The organism is Pseudomonas sp. TE36184 (assembly GCF_054060055.1).
Genome location: NZ_JBSSCU010000001.1, coordinates 912526 through 928685, shown reverse-complemented (window position 1 = coordinate 928685; position 16160 = coordinate 912526). Strand labels below are relative to the sequence as shown.

Genomic DNA, 16160 nt, shown 5'->3' with positions numbered 1-16160 from the left:
CTTTCGGTACCGCGCCCTTGCGTAATCGCTGGCCAGATCATCCCCCGGTGCCTTCCGGCAGCTTGGCAATCACCTTGATCTCGAACTGGTAACCATACAGCCACGTGACACCCACGCCGGTCAGCGTCGGGTGTGGCGCCCGGCCCCAGAACTCCGGCACAACCTTCCAGATCGTCTCGAACGTCGACTCGGGATCGACGATGAAGACGGTGACGTCAATCACATCGTCGAAGGTGCAACCGGCAGCGACCAGGATTGCATTCAGGTTGGTGAACGCGCGTCGGACCTGGGCCTCCAGATCGGGTTCGGGCGAGCCATCTTCGCGACTGCCGACTTGCCCCGACACGAATAAAAAACCATTGGACTTGATCGCCGGCGAATAGCGATTGCGCTCGTAAAGCGCCTGGCGTCCAGGTGGAAAAACAACATCACGCTGCGTCATAGGTGCCTCCATCAATGGGTCAAAGCCGACCCGGAACTAACGATGCAGAGACTGTATGGACTTGTACCTGGGCGATAAACACGCAACCTTAGCCAGCACTGTTTGTAAAATCCAAACAATCCAATCGAGAGCGGGGGTTAGCAATGGACCGTTTTGATGCGATGCAGGCGTTTGCTCGCGTGGTGGAAACTGGCAGCTTCACCAAAGCGGCCGAAACACTGCACATGAGCAAGACCACCGTGACACAACTGGTACAGCAGTTGGAGGCACGGTTGCGGGTTAAATTGCTTAACCGCACCACGCGCAAAGTCAACGTCACAGCCGACGGTGCAGTCTATTACGAGCGAGTGTTACGGCTGCTGGCCGACATGGACGACGCCGAGACCAGCCTGTCCGGCGCCTCGACGCTGCCCAGGGGGCGATTACGAGTGGATGTGCCAAGCCCGCTGGCCAGCATGATTCTAGTCCCCGCATTGCCCGAGTTTTACCTGCGCTACCCGGACATCCAGATCGACATGGGCGTCAGCGACCGGATCGTGGATATGATCGGTGAGAACATCGATTGCGTGGTGCGCGGCGGCGAGATAAAGGATCAGTCGCTGATGGCCCGGAAGGTTGGCGACCTCCAGCTTGGCGTTTTCGCCGCACCGAGCTACCTGGCCCGCGTCGGTATCCCCGCGCATCCGCGGGAGCTGGAAGATTCGCAACACCGTATCGTCGGCTTCTTGTGGGCGCGCACCGGTAAAGCCCTGCCCTACTCCATGCGCAACCACGCTGAGAGCCTCCAGGTCAAAGGCCGCTATGCGCTGGCAGTCGACGATGGCAACGCCTACCTCGCGGCCGGCCTGGCCGGGCTGGGTGTGCTTTGGCTGCCCAAGTACATGTCCACGACCTACGAAGCACGCGGCGAATTGGTGCCCCTGTTCAAGGACTGGCGTTTCGACCCGATGCCGATCTACGTGGCATTTCCGCCGAACCGGCATATCAGCATCAAAGTGCGCGTGTTCATCGACTGGGTCGCGGAGCTAATGGCGCAGCATGCGCCTGTCAGCGAGCAACGAGGTTCGTGACGGTGGCGTTGGGGGCGCGCAGACGTTTTGCTCATCTGCGCGTTCTTCGTCCTTGACGATCGGCTTGAGCGAATCGTGGGTGTTGCTGGCCCCAGCATGCTGATTTTGTATGCGGCCTCTCTCGGCGAAGCCGCGGTACTCGGTTCGCAACACCGCATCCGCCCTTCACCCTGATCTAAACTCCACACACCCATTCACCGTGGAGACCGAACATGAACAACAAAAACACCCTGTGCCTCTGGTACAACGGCACCGCCCTGGACGCTGCGACGTTTTATGCCAAGACCTTCCCGGACAGTGCGGTGAAAGCGTTACACCGCGCGCCGGGGGATTATCCCGCAGGTAAACAGGGCGACATTCTGACCGTCGAGTTCACCGTGCTGGGCATCCCGTGTCTCGGCCTGAATGGCGGTCCGGCATTCCCGCACACCGAGGCGTTTTCCTTTCAGGTGGCTACCGATGACCAGGCCGAGACTGATCGGCTGTGGAACGCCATCATCGACAACGGTGGCCAGGCCAGTGCCTGCGGTTGGTGCAAGGACAAGTGGGGCCTGTCGTGGCAGATCACGCCGCGTGTGTTGTCGGCCGCCGTGACCCATGCCGACCCGGCGACGGCCAAGCGAGCCTTCGAGGCGATGATGACCATGACCAAGATCGACATTGCCGCGATTGAGGCCGCAGTGGCTAATCCCTGACCGACAACGATCGTTTCACCGCCCAGGCACTGTTCAAGTGCCTGGGCCGTGCAACCTGCCGGTAACTACGCAGGGCTTGACACATTTACTCACACCCCCTGAAGATGGAGCCCTCATTCAGGGTGTGTCAGCTCATGCTTGCAACGTCTTTCGTTAACCTTTCCGTCATTGGCTTGATCGCCAAGGCGCAAGGTTGCGTTGCGCGCGCCCTCAAATCGAAGAAACAGTCGCTCATGTGACCGGGGCGCGCTGTCCCGTCAGATGAGCTGACAGGACATTGAGCGCGACGGACACCCTGCCCTTGCACAATTCCTTCTGCCCTTCTGACGGTGACTTAATCGGTCAATCATCAGGAGAGAGTGCATGTCAGCGTTTCAAGGTATCTGGGTTCCCGTGGTCACGCCGTTTCAGGACGGCGCCATCGACTTTATCGGCTTGCGCCGGCTGGTTGAGCATCTGCTGGAAAAGCACGTGGCCGGGATCATGGTCTGCACCACCACGGGCGAAGCCGCGGCGTTGAGCCGCCAGGAACAACTGGCGGTGCTGGATGCGGTGTTGCAGTGGGTGCCGGCGCACCGCGTGGTGATGGGCCTGGCGGGATATAACCAGATTGAGCTGTTGCAGTTCCAGGGCGAAATCCTCAAACGCCCGGTGGCCGGTCTGTTGGTGCCGGCGCCCAGCTATATCCGTCCGTCCCAGAGCGGCCTTGAAGCGTTCTTCCGCACGGTGGCCGACGCCTCCGGTGTGCCGATCATTCTCTATGACATTCCCTATCGCACCGGCGCGACCTTCGAACAGGCCACGCTGCTGAACATCGTCGCCCATCCGCGCATCGTCGCGGTCAAGGACTGTGGCGGCAACCTGGGCAATACCCTGGCGCTGCTGGCCAGTGGGGCGGTGGATGTGCTGTGTGGCGAGGACATCCAGATCTTTAACGCGTTGTGCCTTGGCGCCAGTGGGGCGATCGCAGCGTCGGCACATGTACACACCGAGCAGTTCGTGGCGCTGTGGCAGCAGGTGCGGGATAACCAGTTGAGCGAGGCGCGGCAGACGTTTTTCCAGTTGCTGCCGTTGATCGATACGTTGTTTATGGAGCCCAACCCGGCACCGGTCAAGGCGGCGCTGGCCGTGCAGGGGCTGATCGGCAGTGAATTGCGCGCACCGATGCAGCGGGCCGGCGATGCCACCGTCAGCCGTCTGCAAGCGTTGCTGTGAAGCCGGTTGATTGAGTGTCCCGCGCCACCTGCAACCGGTGCAACGTGATGTTGCGCACCTGCTGCTTGCTCAGTTCGATATGCCGCTTGAGCAGCTGCTGCGCCTCTTCACCGCGCCGTTGCAGGATAGCGTCGAGTATCTGCGCGTGTTCTTCGTAGGTCGCCGCGATCCGCGATGCCTGGGTAAAGTCGAGCCGGCGGATGATGCGGATTTTTTCCGTAATGGCGTAGTGCATGCGCGCCATTTCGCGGTTGCCGGTGGCTTCTACCAGGGCGCAGTGAAAGCGCTCGTCCAGCGCGGACACCACCTGGGTGTCCTGCTGGCGTTCGCCCTCCTCCACCTGCCAGATCGCCCGCAACCCTTGCAACAGCGCGGGGCGCGGTTCATCCATCAGGCATAAACGGTTGACCGCCGCCAGTTCCAGAATGATCCGCAGGTCATACAGCTCTTCGAAGTAGGTGAAGTCGAACGGTTTCACCTGCCAGCCACTGCGGAAGTACACCTCCAGGTAACCTTCCTTCTCCAGACGATAGAGCGCCTGACGCACCGGGGTGCGGCTGACGTTCATGCGCTCGGCCACTTCGCCTTCGCTGAAGCGGTCGCCCGGCAGCAGGCGAAAGTCGAAGATATCCGCCTTGAGCTGCGTGTAGATGCGTTCGGCCAGGCTGTCGGGGCGCGCCTTGGGATTTTTCAGGGTTGAGCCCGGCATGCTTAGCCCCGGCTCGCGATAAAGGCGCGCCAGCCGCCGAATTCGGTGATGTCGAGCGCATCGGCCAGGGCCCAGGGTTCGCAGATAAAGCCTTTGACGCTGCGCCCGTCGGTCAGGCTCAGGTTGCCGATGCCCAGCGGTGCGGGGACTTCGGCGACGAACTCGCCAAAGCGGGCGATGGGCATGTCCCACAGCTCGACGATGATCGAGCGGCCACTGTCCGCCCTGGCCAGCCCCGGCTTGGGCGGCACGGTGCCCGGTAGCGCGTAGAGTCGATAGCTGTCGGCGGTCAGCGTTTGCTCCACCAGCACCGCATTGCGCGTGGTCAGTTGGAAATTCAGCGGCATGCCGCTCAGGTGCGCGCCGACCACCGCCAGGCGCACGCTGCCGGGCGCGGGGGTTGGTGCGGCCGGTGCGGGCAACTCGCGCGCGGTGGCGCCCAGCGGCAGGCCGAGGCCGGCTTGCCAGCGCTTGCCCAAGTGGGCCAGGGCCGTGTCGTGCCAGGCCGGCGCCAACAAGGTGATGCCGCAGGGCAAGCCATCTGCGCGCAAGCCGGCGGGCAGCGCCAGCGCGCACAGGTCCGCCAGGTTGGTGAAGTTGGTGTAATAGCCGAATTGCGAGTTGTAGCGCACCGGCTCCAGCGCCATCTCGGCCTGGGTGCGAATCGTCGGCGAGGTCGGCACCAGCAATGCGTCGAAGCCCGCCAGCGTGTCGTTGATGCGCCGGCTCAGGTCGGCGCGCAGGTATTCGGCTTTGTAGGCGTCGCAGGCGCTGTACTCAAGCCCGTTTTCGACGATGCCGCGCACCACCGGGTTGATCGCGTCCGGCTGCTGTTCAAGCATGCTGTGCAGGGCGACCGTGCGCTCGGCGACCCATGGGCCGAAATACAACTGGTCCGCCAGCTCCTTGAACGGGCTGAAATCCACCGGGGTGATCTGCGCACCCAACGCCTTGAAGCGCTCGACGGCCTGTTCGAACACGGCCTGGTTCTGGGTATCGCCGAAGAACTCCAGGGTCGCCGGAATAGCGAGTTTGATCGCACGCCCCACCGCCACCGGCGCGGTATGGGGGTTGGCGCGGGAATAGGCGTCACTCGCGTCGTAGCCTTCGGCCACTTGCGCCACGGATTCGGCATCTTCCACGGTCAGGGCAAACACCGAGATGCAATCCACTGTGCGGCACGCAGGCACCAGGCCGGTATTGGACAGGCGGCCTTTGCTGGGTTTTAACCCGACGATATTGTTGAACCCCGCTGGCACCCGACCGGAGCCGGCGGTGTCGGTGCCCAGGGAGAACGCCACCAAACCCCGGGCGACCACCGAAGCGGAACCGGAGCTGGAACCGCCGCTGACATACGCCGGATTGAAGCTGTTGGCCACCGCGCCATACGGCGAGCGGGTGCCCACCAGGCCGGTGGCGAACTGATCGAGGTTGGTCTTGCCCATCAGGATCGCACCGGCCGCACGCAGCTTGGCGACGACGCTCGCATCCGACGCCGGGGCGTAGGCAAATTCCGGACACGCCGCCGTGGTCTCCCAACCGGCCGCGTCGATGTTGTCCTTGATCGCAAACGGCACGCCATACAACGGCAACTGGGTCATATCGCCACCGACCGCCGCCAGCCGCTCGCTCAATTGCGCCAACTGCGCCGTCAGTTGTTCAGGCCGCGCGCGGGCGATCCAGGCGTTGTCGGCGGCGGCGTGTTGCGCGGCCAGGGTCAGCACGATGTCCGGGGTGATCGTCCCGTTGCGATAGGCCTCACGCCATTCGCCGAGGGTCCAGCCGATAACGCTCTGCATAAGGGTCTCCATCTTGTATCCAAGTTTGGATTTGTTTCTAGCAAACCCCAGGCCAGCTGCGCACACCCAACGATTGCGCGGGTTCGCGCCCAGGCGGCGCGGCAAGACTGCCCACCGATGGCGCACCGAGCCTTCGCTCATGCGCCAAAAAAAGACAGCCGGCCGACCGCGCAGTTGCGACCCGTGCAATAGCGGCCTATGTTCCAAGCCACGCTTTGCCGTTTGCTGTCCCCCCACCCTACACCCAGGTGACGACATGCCCACGCTTGCCCGCCCCGCCGTGCTTGAACTGATCGGCAACACTCCGCTGGTGCGGATCAGCCGCTTCGACACCGGCCCCTGCACGCTGTTTCTCAAACTCGAATCGCAAAACCCCGGCGGCTCGATCAAGGATCGCATCGGCCTGGCGATGATCGACGCCGCCGAGCGCGACGGCCGCCTGCGCGTCGGCGGCACGATTGTCGAAGCCACCGCCGGCAACACCGGGCTGGGCCTGGCGCTGGTGGGCCGGGCGAAAGGCTACCGGGTGGTGCTGGTGGTGCCCGACAAGATGTCCACCGAAAAGGTGCTGCACCTCAAGGCCATGGGCGCCGAAGTGCATATCACCCGCTCCGATGTCGGCAAGGGCCACCCCGAGTACTATCAGGACGTGGCCGCGCGCCTGGCCAAGGACATCCCGGGCTCGTTCTTCGCCGACCAGTTCAATAACCCGGCCAACCCGCTCGCCCACGAAACCAGCACCGCGCCGGAGCTCTGGGCGCAGACCGAGCATGACCTCGACGCGATTGTGGTCGGCGTCGGTTCGGCCGGCACGCTCACCGGGCTGACGCGCTTCTTCAAGCGGGTGCAGCCGGCGCTGGAGATGGTGCTGGCCGACCCCGTCGGTTCGGTGATGGCCGAGTACAGCCGCAGCGGCACCCTGGTCACCCCGGGTTCCTGGGCGGTGGAAGGCATCGGCGAAGACTTCGTCCCCTCGATTGCCGACCTGTCTAGCGTGCGCCACGCCTACTCCATCAGCGATGAAGAGAGCTTCGACCACGCCCGCCAGTTGCTCAAGGCCGAAGGCATTCTCGGCGGCTCGTCCACCGGCACCCTGCTCGCCGCAGCCTTGCGCTATTGCCGCGCACAGACCGCGCCCAAGCGCGTGGTCAGCTTCGTCTGCGACACCGGCACGCGCTACCTGTCGAAGGTCTACAACGACCAATGGATGAGCGACGCGGGCTTGCTGCACTACAAGCACTACGGCGACCTGCGCGACCTGATCGCCCGGCGCTTCGAAGACGGCCGCGTGATCAGCGTCAGCCCCGACGACACCCTGCTCACCGCCTTCCAGCGCATGCGCCTGGCCGATGTCTCGCAATTGCCGGTGCTGGTGAACGGCCAGGCACTGGTGGGTGTGATCGACGAATCCGACATCCTGCTGGGCCTGCACCACGACGCCGCGGACTTTTCCATGATCGTCGCCAGCGCCATGACCGAAACCTTGCACACCCTCGACCCCAGCGCCAGCCTCGCCGAGTTGCAGGCGGAGCTGGATCGCGGCCTGGTCGCCATCATCGCCGACGCGTCGGGCTTCCATGGCCTGATCACCCGTGTCGACCTGCTCAATCACCTGCGGAGATCCCTTGCATGAGTCAGCCCGATAAAAGCGCGTTTGCCACCCGTGTGATCCACGCCGGGCAATCGCCCGACCCGACCACCGGCGCGCTGATGCCGCCGATCTACGCCAATTCCACCTACCGGCAAGACAGCCCCGGCGTACACAAGGGCTTCGACTATGGCCGCTCCCACAACCCCACGCGGTTCGCCCTGGAGCGCTGCGTGGCCGACCTGGAGGGCGGCCGCCAGGCGTTTGCCTTTGCCTCGGGGCTGGCGGCGATTTCCACCGTGCTGGAGTTGCTGGATGCCGGCAGCCATGTCGTCTCCGGCAACGACCTGTATGGCGGCACCTTCCGCCTGTTCGACAAGGTGCGCCAACGCAGCGCCGGGCATCGTTTCAGTTATGTCGACTTGAGCGATGTGCAAGCGTTTGAAGGCGCGTTGCAGGACGACACGCGCATGGTCTGGGTCGAGACGCCCAGCAACCCGCTGCTGAGCCTGACCGACCTCAGCGCCATCGCGCGCATCTGCCGCGCCCGGGGCATCCTCTGCGTGGCCGACAACACCTTCGCCAGCCCGTGGATTCAGCGCCCGCTGGAGCTGGGTTGCGACATCGTGGTGCATTCCACCACCAAATACCTCAATGGCCACTCCGACGTGATCGGCGGCATCGCAATTGTCGGTGATAACCCCGAACTGGCCGAGCGCCTGGGCTTCCTGCAGAACTCGGTCGGCGCCATCGCCGGGCCGTTCGACGCCTTCCTGACCCTGCGCGGCGTGAAAACCCTGGCCCTGCGCATGGAGCGCCATTGCAGCAATGCACTGGACCTGGCGAGCTGGCTCGAACACCAACCGCAGGTGGCGCGGGTTCACTACCCGGGCCTGGTCTCGCACCCCCAGCACGCCCTGGCACGTCGGCAGATGCGCGGGTTTGGCGGGATGATTTCGGTGGTATTGAACAGCGACCTGGCCGGCGCCAGGCGTTTCCTGGAACACGTCAAACTCTTCGCCCTGGCCGAAAGCCTCGGCGGCGTGGAAAGCCTGATCGAACACCCGGCGATCATGACCCATGCCAGCATCCCGGCAGCGACGCGGGCGCAATTGGGCATTGGCGATGGGTTGGTGCGGTTGTCGGTGGGGGTTGAAGATGTGGAGGACTTGCGCGCAGACCTCGCGCAAGCCTTGGCCTATATCTAATGTGGGAGGGGCGGTGCGACGATTCGACTTGCCCCCGATAGCGGTGGGCCAGTCTCCTGATTCAGTGACTGACAGATTGCTATCGGGGGCAAGCCCCCTCCCACACTGGATGCTGCGTCAGGCTGACGTGATGTTGGCCCGCGTGCTATGCAGTTTTTTATAGCTCTCGATCAAGCGCAGATGCCGGTCCAGCCCTTCCAGCTTCATGCTGGTCGGCGTCAATCCATAAAAGCGCACACTGCCGTTGACCGAGCCGATCACCGCATCCATCCGCTCGTTACCGAACATCCGCCGGAAGTTGGCCTCGTAGTCCGCCAATTCCAGGTCTTCATCCAGTTCCATCTCCAGCACCGCGTTCACCGCCTGGTAGAACAGGCCGCGCTCGACGGTGTTGTCGTTGTACTGCAGGAACATTTCCACCGCTTCCTTCGCTTCCTCGTACTGTTGCAGGGCGAGGTAGATCAGCAGCTTCAATTCGAGGATGGTCAGTTGGCCCCAGGCAGTGTTGTCGTCGAACTCGATACCGATCAAGGTGGTGATATCGGTGTAGTCGTCCAGTTCGCTTTCCACCAGGCGTTCGGCCAGGGCCTTGAGCTGCGCGTCATCCAGGCGATGCAGGTTGAGGATGTCGGCGCGGAAAAACAGCGCTTTGTTGGTGTTGTCCCAGATCAGGTCGTCCACCGGATAGATTTCCGAGTAGTCCGGCACCAGGATGCGGCAGGCGGTAGCACCGAGGTGCTCATACACCGCCATGTACGATTCCTTGCCCATGTTCTCGAGAATGCCGAACAGCGTCGCGGCTTCTTCGGCGTTGGAGTTTTCGCCCTGGCCGGAGAAGTCCCACTCGACAAATTCGTAATCCGAGCGGGCACTGAAGAAGCGCCACGAGACCACGCCGCTGGAGTCGATAAAGTGCTCGACGAAGTTGTTCGGCTCGGTCACCGCGTGACCTTCGAACGTCGGCTGCGGCAGATCGTTCAGGCCTTCGAAACTGCGGCCTTGGAGCAATTCAGTCAGGCTGCGTTCCAGTGCCACTTCCAGGCTCGGGTGCGCGCCGAACGAGGCAAACACACCGCCGGTACGCGGGTTCATCAAGGTCACGCACATCACCGGGAACTCGCCGCCCAGCGAGGCATCCTTGACCAGCACCGGGAAGCCCTGGGCTTCCAGCCCCTGGATCCCGGCCAGAATGCTCGGGTACTTGGCCAGCACGTCAGCCGGCACATCCGGCAGGGCGAATTCACCTTCGATGATTTCACGCTTGACCGCCCGCTCGAAGATCTCCGACAGGCACTGCACCTGGGCTTCGGCCAGGGTGTTGCCGGCGCTCATGCCGTTGCTCAGGTACAGGTTTTCGATCAGGTTGGACGGGAAATACACCACCTCGCCGTCCGACTGGCGCACAAACGGCAGTGCCACAATCCCGCGGTCTTCATTGCCCGAGTTGGTGTCGAACAGGTGCGAGCCACGCAACTCGCCGTCGCGGTTGTAGATGTTCAGGCAGTAGGCGTCGAGGATTTCCGCTGGCAGTTCATCCTTGCGCCCAGGCTGGAACCAGCGCTCGTCCGGGTAATGCACGAACGGCGCATTGGCCAGTTCTTCGCCCCAGAACTGATCGTTATAGAAGAAGTTGCAGTTGAGGCGCTCGATGAACTCGCCCAACGCCGAGGCCAACGCGCTTTCCTTGGTCGCGCCCTTGCCGTTGGTGAAGCACATCGGCGAATGGGCATCGCGGATATGCAGCGACCACACGTTCGGCACGATATTGCGCCACGAGGCGATCTCGATCTTCATGCCCAGGCCGGCCAGGATGCCCGACATGTTGGCGATGGTCTGCTCCAGCGGCAGGTCCTTGCCCACGATGTAGGTGCCCGCCTCGGAAGTAGAATTGGGCATCAACAGGGCCTGGGCGTCGGCGTCGAGGTTTTCCACCTCTTCGATCACGAACTCAGGGCCGGCCTGTACCACTTTCTTCACCGTGCAACGGTCAATGGAGCGCAGGATGCCTTGGCGATCCTTGTCGGAGATATCTGCCGGCAACTCCACCTGGATCTTGAAAATCTGGTTGTAGCGGTTTTCCGGGTCGACAATGTTGTTCTGCGACAACCGGATATTGTCCGTGGGGATATTGCGTGTCTCGCAGTACAACTTCACGAAGTACGCCGCACACAATGCCGACGAAGCCAGGAAGTAATCGAATGGCCCCGGCGCCGACCCGTCGCCTTTATAGCGAATCGGTTGATCGGCGATCACCGTGAAGTCATCGAACTTGGCTTCAAGTCGAAGGTTGTCGAGAAAGTTAACCTTAATTTCCATACGGGATTACCAAAATAGCGAACTTCAAATTGGCCGCCATTATCCGGTATTTGCGTTTGAAGTCTTGTGCTTTCGCGTTTCGGCCGCCGACGGACAGGACTGAATACCTGATTTAGACCGCTGCAATGTTGCTGTTTGAGATTGTCAGACAATCGGTCTTCAACTTATCTGAATACTTGCCGATGTCCTAAAGGCAATTCTGGGAGTAGTCGAATGCGCAATAACCAACCCGTGACACAGCGCGAGATTTCGCTCGCGCCTTCGCAGAAGCTCATCTCCGCAACCGATGTTAAAGGGATGATCACTTACTGCAACGATGCTTTTGTCGATATCAGCGGTTTTGAACGCGCCGAGCTGATCGGCGCCCCGCAGAATATCGTGCGCCATCCCGACGTCCCGTCAGCCGTTTTTTCCCATATGTGGTGCGCGCTCAAGCAAGGCCTGCCGTGGATGGGTATCGTCAAGAATCGCTCGAAAAACGGCGACCATTATTGGGTCAATGCTTACGTCACACCGATCTTCGAAGGCAGCCGCGTGGTGGGCTTCGAGTCGGTACGGGTCAAGCCGAGCGCCGATGAGATTCGACGTGCCCAGGCGCTTTACCGGCGTTTGAGCCAGGACAAATCGGCGGTTTCGCGCCGGGACAGTTGGCTGTCGACGTTATTCGACAGCGTGCCCTACGTCGCCACCGGGCTTGCCGGCGCCGTGGGCGGGCTGTTCCTCAGTGCGCCGCTGGCCATGGCCGTGGCGGTAGCCGTTGCGGTGCCCGTGAGCATGATCGGCGCGCAGGTGCGTCGGCGTGCAACGTTACGCTTGCTTTCGGGCGTCGAACCGTCGACCTCGGATGCGCTGATTGCGCAGATGTACAGCGATGAACGCGGCCCCCAGGGTCGCCTGGAAACCGCGTTCCTCAGCCAGAACGCCCGGCTGAAGACCTGCCTCACCCGCCTGCAGGACAGTGCCGAGCAGCTCAACGCGCTGGCCGGGCAATCCAACCGACTGGCCACGGCCAGCTCGACCGGCCTTGACCGTCAACGCGTCGAAACCGAGCAGGTCTCGGCCGCCGTCAACCAGATGGCCGCAACCACCCAGGAAGTCGCCAGCCATGTGCAGCGCACCGCGGACGCCACCCAGCAAGCCAACGTGCTGACCGGGCGTGGCCGCGAGGTGGCCCGCGATACCCGCGAAGCCATCGAGCGCCTCTCCGCCGTGGTCGGCGAAACCGGCGTCACCGTGGCGCAGTTGGCCCGCGACAGCGACGAAATCGGCACTGTCGTCGACGTGATCAAAGGCATCGCCGACCAGACCAACCTGCTGGCCCTCAACGCCGCGATCGAGGCGGCGCGTGCCGGGGATATGGGCCGCGGCTTTGCCGTTGTCGCCGACGAAGTCCGCCAATTGGCGCAACGCACGTCGCACTCCACCACCCAGATCCATGACCTGATCACCAAGCTCCAGGCGTCGTCCAGCAACGCTGTACAAAGCATGGAGCACGGCCAGCGCCAGGCGCAGGAAGGCGTGGCCCGGGTGCTTGAGGCCGACCAGGCGCTGGTCGGCATCAGCGAAGCGGTGTCCCACATCACCGAGATGACCACCCAGATCGCCGCCGCCACCGAAGAACAAAGCGCGGTGGCCGAAGAGATCAGCCGCAACATCACCACCATCGCCGAACTGGCCGACCAGACGTCGGTCCAGGCCCATCAATCCGCGGACCTGAGCAAGGAACTGACCCACACCGCGTCCACCCAATACGCACTGGTTGAACGTTTCAACCGCTGACGGCGGATAGGCACGCGCCCATTCTCCACATGCCGCAGGCAGCTGGAGGATGGGCGCCTTCGGCCGACCTCGCCTCAACTCACCCCCAACTCCACCACCCCCGCATTCAACCGCACCGGCCATACCCGCAAGCGCTGCTGCGGTGCCTCCAGGCATTGGCCGTCCGCCAGACGGTAATGCTGTTTGTAGATCGGCGCAGCCACCACCAGATCGCCCTTGATACTGCCGACCAGCCCGCGGCCGATCACGTTCGCGCCGGATTCCGGGTCATGGTTGTCGATGGCGTAGAGGGTCTGGTCCGGCGCGTCCGGTAGGTAGAACAGCGCGACTTGTGCGCCGTCGTACCACACCACCACGCCGGAATTGTTCACCAGGTCGCTTTCGCTGCACACGCTTTTCCAGGTGGCAAGGTTACGCAAAGTGTTGGACTGGCTCATCAGGCAAGCTCCTCGATGACGGGAATCAGGTTGAGTTCGGCGGCCATGATCGGCCGGCGCTGGCCGCGTTCGTGGACAAAATGGATGTCCGGATCCGGGCGTTTGTCGTTGACGAAGGTGCGGAAGCGTTTGAGTTTTTCCGGGTCTTTGAGGGCGTTGGCCCATTCGCATTCGTACCGGTCGACCACCAGTTGCATTTGCGCTTCGAGTTCGGTGCCCAGGCCCAGGCTGTCGTCGAGGATCACGTCCTTGAGGAAATCCAGGCCGCCTTCCAGGCTTTCACGCCACACCGAGGTGCGTTGCAATTTGTCGGCCGTGCGGATGTAGAACATCAGGAAGCGGTCGATGTAGCGGATCAGCGTGGCGTCATCCAGGTCGGTCGCGAACAGCTCGGCGTGGCGTGGGCGCATGCCGCCGTTACCGGCGATGTAGAGGTTCCAGCCCTTCTCGGTGGCGATCACACCGACGTCTTTGCTTTGCGCTTCGGCGCATTCGCGGGTGCAGCCGGACACCGCGAACTTGAGCTTGTGCGGCGAACGCAGGCCCTTGTAGCGGTCCTCGATCAGCAGCGCCATTTTCACGCTGTCCTGCACGCCGTAGCGGCACCAGGTGCTGCCGACGCACGACTTCACCGTGCGCGTGGATTTGCCGTAGGCGTGCCCGGTTTCAAACCCGGCGTCGATCAGCTCGGCCCAGATGTCCGGCAACTCATGCAGTTGCGCGCCAAACAGGTCGATACGCTGGCCGCCGGTGATCTTGGTGTAGAGCTGGTATTTCTGCGCGACCACACCGATGGCGATGAGTTTTTCCGCGGTGATTTCGCCGCCCGGAATACGCGGCACCACCGAATAGGTGCCGTTCTTCTGCATATTGGCCATGAACGTGTCGTTGGTGTCCTGCAACGGCACCAGCGAGGCGTCCATGATCGGTTGGTTCCAGCACGACGCCAGGATCGAGCCCACCGCCGGTTTGCATACATCGCAACCGGTGTGGCCACGGCCGTGCTTGGCCAGCAACTCTTCGAAGGTGATCACCCCTTCCACGCGTACCAGCGCATACAACTCCTGACGGGTGTAGGCGAAGTGTTCGCACAGGCTCTTGTCGACGCTGACGCCACGGGCGACCAGTTCATGCTCGAACACCTGCTTGAGCAAACCGGCGCAGCCGCCGCAACCGGTGCAGGCCTTGGTCTGCGCCTTGAGCAGGCCGAGGTCGGCGCAACCGCTGTCGATGGCCGCGCAAATCGAACCTTTGGTGACGTTATGGCAGGAGCAGACGGTGGCCGACTCCGGCAACGCGCCAGGGCCGAGACTTGGTGCGCCGGCGGACGATGGCAAGATCAGGCCGGCCGGTTCGGACGGCAACGCAATGCCGTTCTGCATGTACTGCAGCAAGGTGTCGTAATAGCTGTTGTCGCCGACCAGCACCGCGCCGATCACCTGCTTGCCGCTGGCGTCCACCACCAGGCGCCGGTAGCTGGCGCTGGCCTCGTCGATGAACTGGTAGCTGCGCGCACCGGGGGTGTGTGCATGGGCGTCGCCGATGGACCCCACGTCCACCCCCAGCAGTTTGAGTTTGGTCGACATGTCCGCGCCGACAAAGGGCTCGGCGGTCTGCCCGCACAACAGGGCGGCCACCCCTCGGGCCATCTGGTAACCCGGCGCGACCAGGCCGAACAGGCTGCCGTTCCACGACGCACACTCGCCGATCGCGTAGATGTCCGGGTCGCTGCTCAGGCATTCATCGTTGATCACCACCCCGCCGCGCGGGCCGATCTCCAGGCCGGTCTGGCGGGCCAGTGCGTCCTGGGCGCGGATGCCAGCGGAGAACACGATCAGGTCGGTTTCCAGAAATTCGTCATTGGCAAAGTTCATGCGATAGCGGTACTGCTCGCCCGCGCTGATCGATTGAGTGGCGCGGGACAAATGCACGCCCACGCCCAGGCGCTCGATCTGCGCCTTGAGCGCCAGCCCGCCGAAGTCATCCAGTTGCACCGGCATCAAGCGCGGCGCGAACTCCACCACATGGGCTTCAAGGCCCAGGCTTTTCAGGGCGTTGGCGGCTTCCAGGCCGAGCAGGCCACCGCCGACCACCACGCCACGCCGCGCATTCGCGGCGGCGCCACGGATGGCATCGAGGTCTTCAAGGGTGCGGTAGACCAGCCGCGAATCGCCTTGCGCGCCGTCGATCGGCGGCACAAACGGGTAAGAGCCGGTTGCCAGGACCAATTTGTCATACGCCACGCTGCCTGTGGCGGTGATCACCTCACGGCGGGCGCGGTCGATTTCCAGTACCGGCGCCCCCAGGTGCAGGGTCACGCCCGGCGTCTGGTACAGCGAAGCGTGGGACAACGCCAGCGACTCGGCATCACGGCCAGTGAAGTATTCGGACAAATGCACGCGGTCATAGGCACGCATCGGCTCTTCGCTGAACACATGCAGGCGATAGTGCTCCAGGGCGCCGCGCTCGATCAGTTGCGCCACACAATGATGGCCGACCATGCCATTGCCGACGACGATCAGGGTTTTCAGCTGTTTCAGACTGGCGAGAGTGGAATTCATATCAAGCACCCGACAAAGCTCATCACGGTTTAAAAAGCAAAAAAAAAACGCCTGAAACCTTGCGGTTCCAGGCGCCTTTGCCTGTTCTGATGCGGGGTCGATCCGGACGTCTTCGCCGGTTCTACCGCTGGTGCCCATGACCTGTATGGCCTGTCGATCGTCGTTGACCGAGGTGGGTTGTACAGTGTGCTTGCAGGCTCTGTGCCAACCAGCCGCCATGCCCGTCGCAAAGGCTGCAAACGGTGCTCAACCCTGCCAGACACCGCTGGTTGTGCCTCCAACTGGTGCGCTCCGGCGTCATAAAAGTGCACTTCTGCGCGTGACGGGCCCGCGCTGGGGGC

Annotated in this window: 12 protein-coding genes and 1 pseudogene; 7 read left to right on the top strand and 6 right to left on the bottom strand. The window is 62.9% G+C overall.

From position 1 onward, the window contains the following. Positions 1-37: 37 nt before the first annotated feature. Positions 38-442, bottom strand: a complete 405-nt coding sequence (locus ACVWZP_RS04200; RefSeq protein WP_079443979.1) for a RidA family protein — start codon at positions 440-442, stop codon at positions 38-40. A gap of 143 nt (positions 443-585) precedes the next feature. On the opposite strand from ACVWZP_RS04200, the gene ACVWZP_RS04195 reads away from it, so the two are divergent. The 3 genes from ACVWZP_RS04195 to dapA all read left to right on the top strand — a co-directional run bounded on the left by ACVWZP_RS04195 (position 586) and on the right by dapA (position 3422). Next, entirely contained in the window at positions 586-1512 is a 927-nt protein-coding gene (locus ACVWZP_RS04195) for a LysR substrate-binding domain-containing protein (RefSeq protein ID WP_457369410.1), read from the top strand. A 212-nt stretch (positions 1513-1724) separates the two neighbouring features. Beyond that, the gene (locus ACVWZP_RS04190) at positions 1725-2207 is read left to right on the top strand and encodes a VOC family protein (RefSeq protein ID WP_017846413.1); all 483 of its coding nucleotides are present in this window, start codon (positions 1725-1727) and stop codon (positions 2205-2207) included. 363 nt (positions 2208-2570) lie between these two features. Beyond that, positions 2571-3422 (top strand): 4-hydroxy-tetrahydrodipicolinate synthase, encoded by an 852-nt coding sequence (gene dapA, locus ACVWZP_RS04185; protein ID WP_256822098.1) that lies wholly within the window; start codon positions 2571-2573, stop codon positions 3420-3422. Here the strand turns inward: dapA and ACVWZP_RS04180 are convergent. Both ACVWZP_RS04180 and atzF read right to left on the bottom strand, forming a co-directional pair. Then, entirely contained in the window at positions 3397-4131 is a 735-nt protein-coding gene (locus ACVWZP_RS04180) for a GntR family transcriptional regulator (RefSeq protein ID WP_457369409.1), read from the bottom strand. The genes dapA and ACVWZP_RS04180 overlap by 26 nt on opposite strands. Before the next feature lie 2 nt (positions 4132-4133). After that, a complete protein-coding gene (gene atzF, locus ACVWZP_RS04175; RefSeq protein WP_288081824.1) occupies positions 4134-5930 on the bottom strand; it encodes an allophanate hydrolase in 1797 nt (598 codons plus the stop codon). A gap of 256 nt (positions 5931-6186) precedes the next feature. Here atzF and ACVWZP_RS04170 point away from each other — a divergent pair, with 256 nt between their 5' ends. Together ACVWZP_RS04170 and ACVWZP_RS04165 are read left to right on the top strand one after the other, a co-directional pair. Further along, a complete protein-coding gene (locus ACVWZP_RS04170) occupies positions 6187-7563 on the top strand; it encodes a pyridoxal-phosphate dependent enzyme (protein WP_057004613.1) in 1377 nt (458 codons plus the stop codon). After that, positions 7560-8726, top strand: a complete 1167-nt coding sequence (locus ACVWZP_RS04165) for a cystathionine gamma-synthase (protein WP_372812645.1) — start codon at positions 7560-7562, stop codon at positions 8724-8726. Before ACVWZP_RS04170 ends, ACVWZP_RS04165 begins: the two co-directional genes overlap by 4 nt. Positions 8727-8843: 117 nt before the next feature. On the opposite strand, the gene ACVWZP_RS04160 is transcribed toward ACVWZP_RS04165, so the two are convergent. Then, positions 8844-11042, bottom strand: a complete 2199-nt coding sequence (locus ACVWZP_RS04160; RefSeq protein ID WP_046383616.1) for an OsmC domain/YcaO domain-containing protein — start codon at positions 11040-11042, stop codon at positions 8844-8846. Between the two features lie 213 nt (positions 11043-11255). Between ACVWZP_RS04160 and ACVWZP_RS04155 the strand changes: the two are divergent. Both ACVWZP_RS04155 and ACVWZP_RS04150 read left to right on the top strand, forming a co-directional pair. Then, positions 11256-11528, top strand: a pseudogene (locus ACVWZP_RS04155) (PAS domain-containing protein); the annotation flags it as partial. A gap of 252 nt (positions 11529-11780) precedes the next feature. Then, positions 11781-12821 (top strand): methyl-accepting chemotaxis protein, encoded by a 1041-nt coding sequence (locus ACVWZP_RS04150; RefSeq protein WP_414811778.1) that lies wholly within the window; start codon positions 11781-11783, stop codon positions 12819-12821. Positions 12822-12895: 74 nt separating this feature from the next. Here the strand turns inward: ACVWZP_RS04150 and nirD are convergent, their stop codons facing one another. Then, positions 12896-13258 (bottom strand): nitrite reductase small subunit NirD, encoded by a 363-nt coding sequence (gene nirD / locus ACVWZP_RS04145; RefSeq protein ID WP_017846422.1) that lies wholly within the window; start codon positions 13256-13258, stop codon positions 12896-12898. Continuing rightward, positions 13258-15819 (bottom strand): nitrite reductase large subunit NirB, encoded by a 2562-nt coding sequence (gene nirB / locus ACVWZP_RS04140; RefSeq protein WP_457369408.1) that lies wholly within the window; start codon positions 15817-15819, stop codon positions 13258-13260. The genes nirD and nirB overlap by 1 nt, the downstream gene beginning before the upstream one ends. Between the last annotated feature and the right edge of the window lie 341 nt (positions 15820-16160).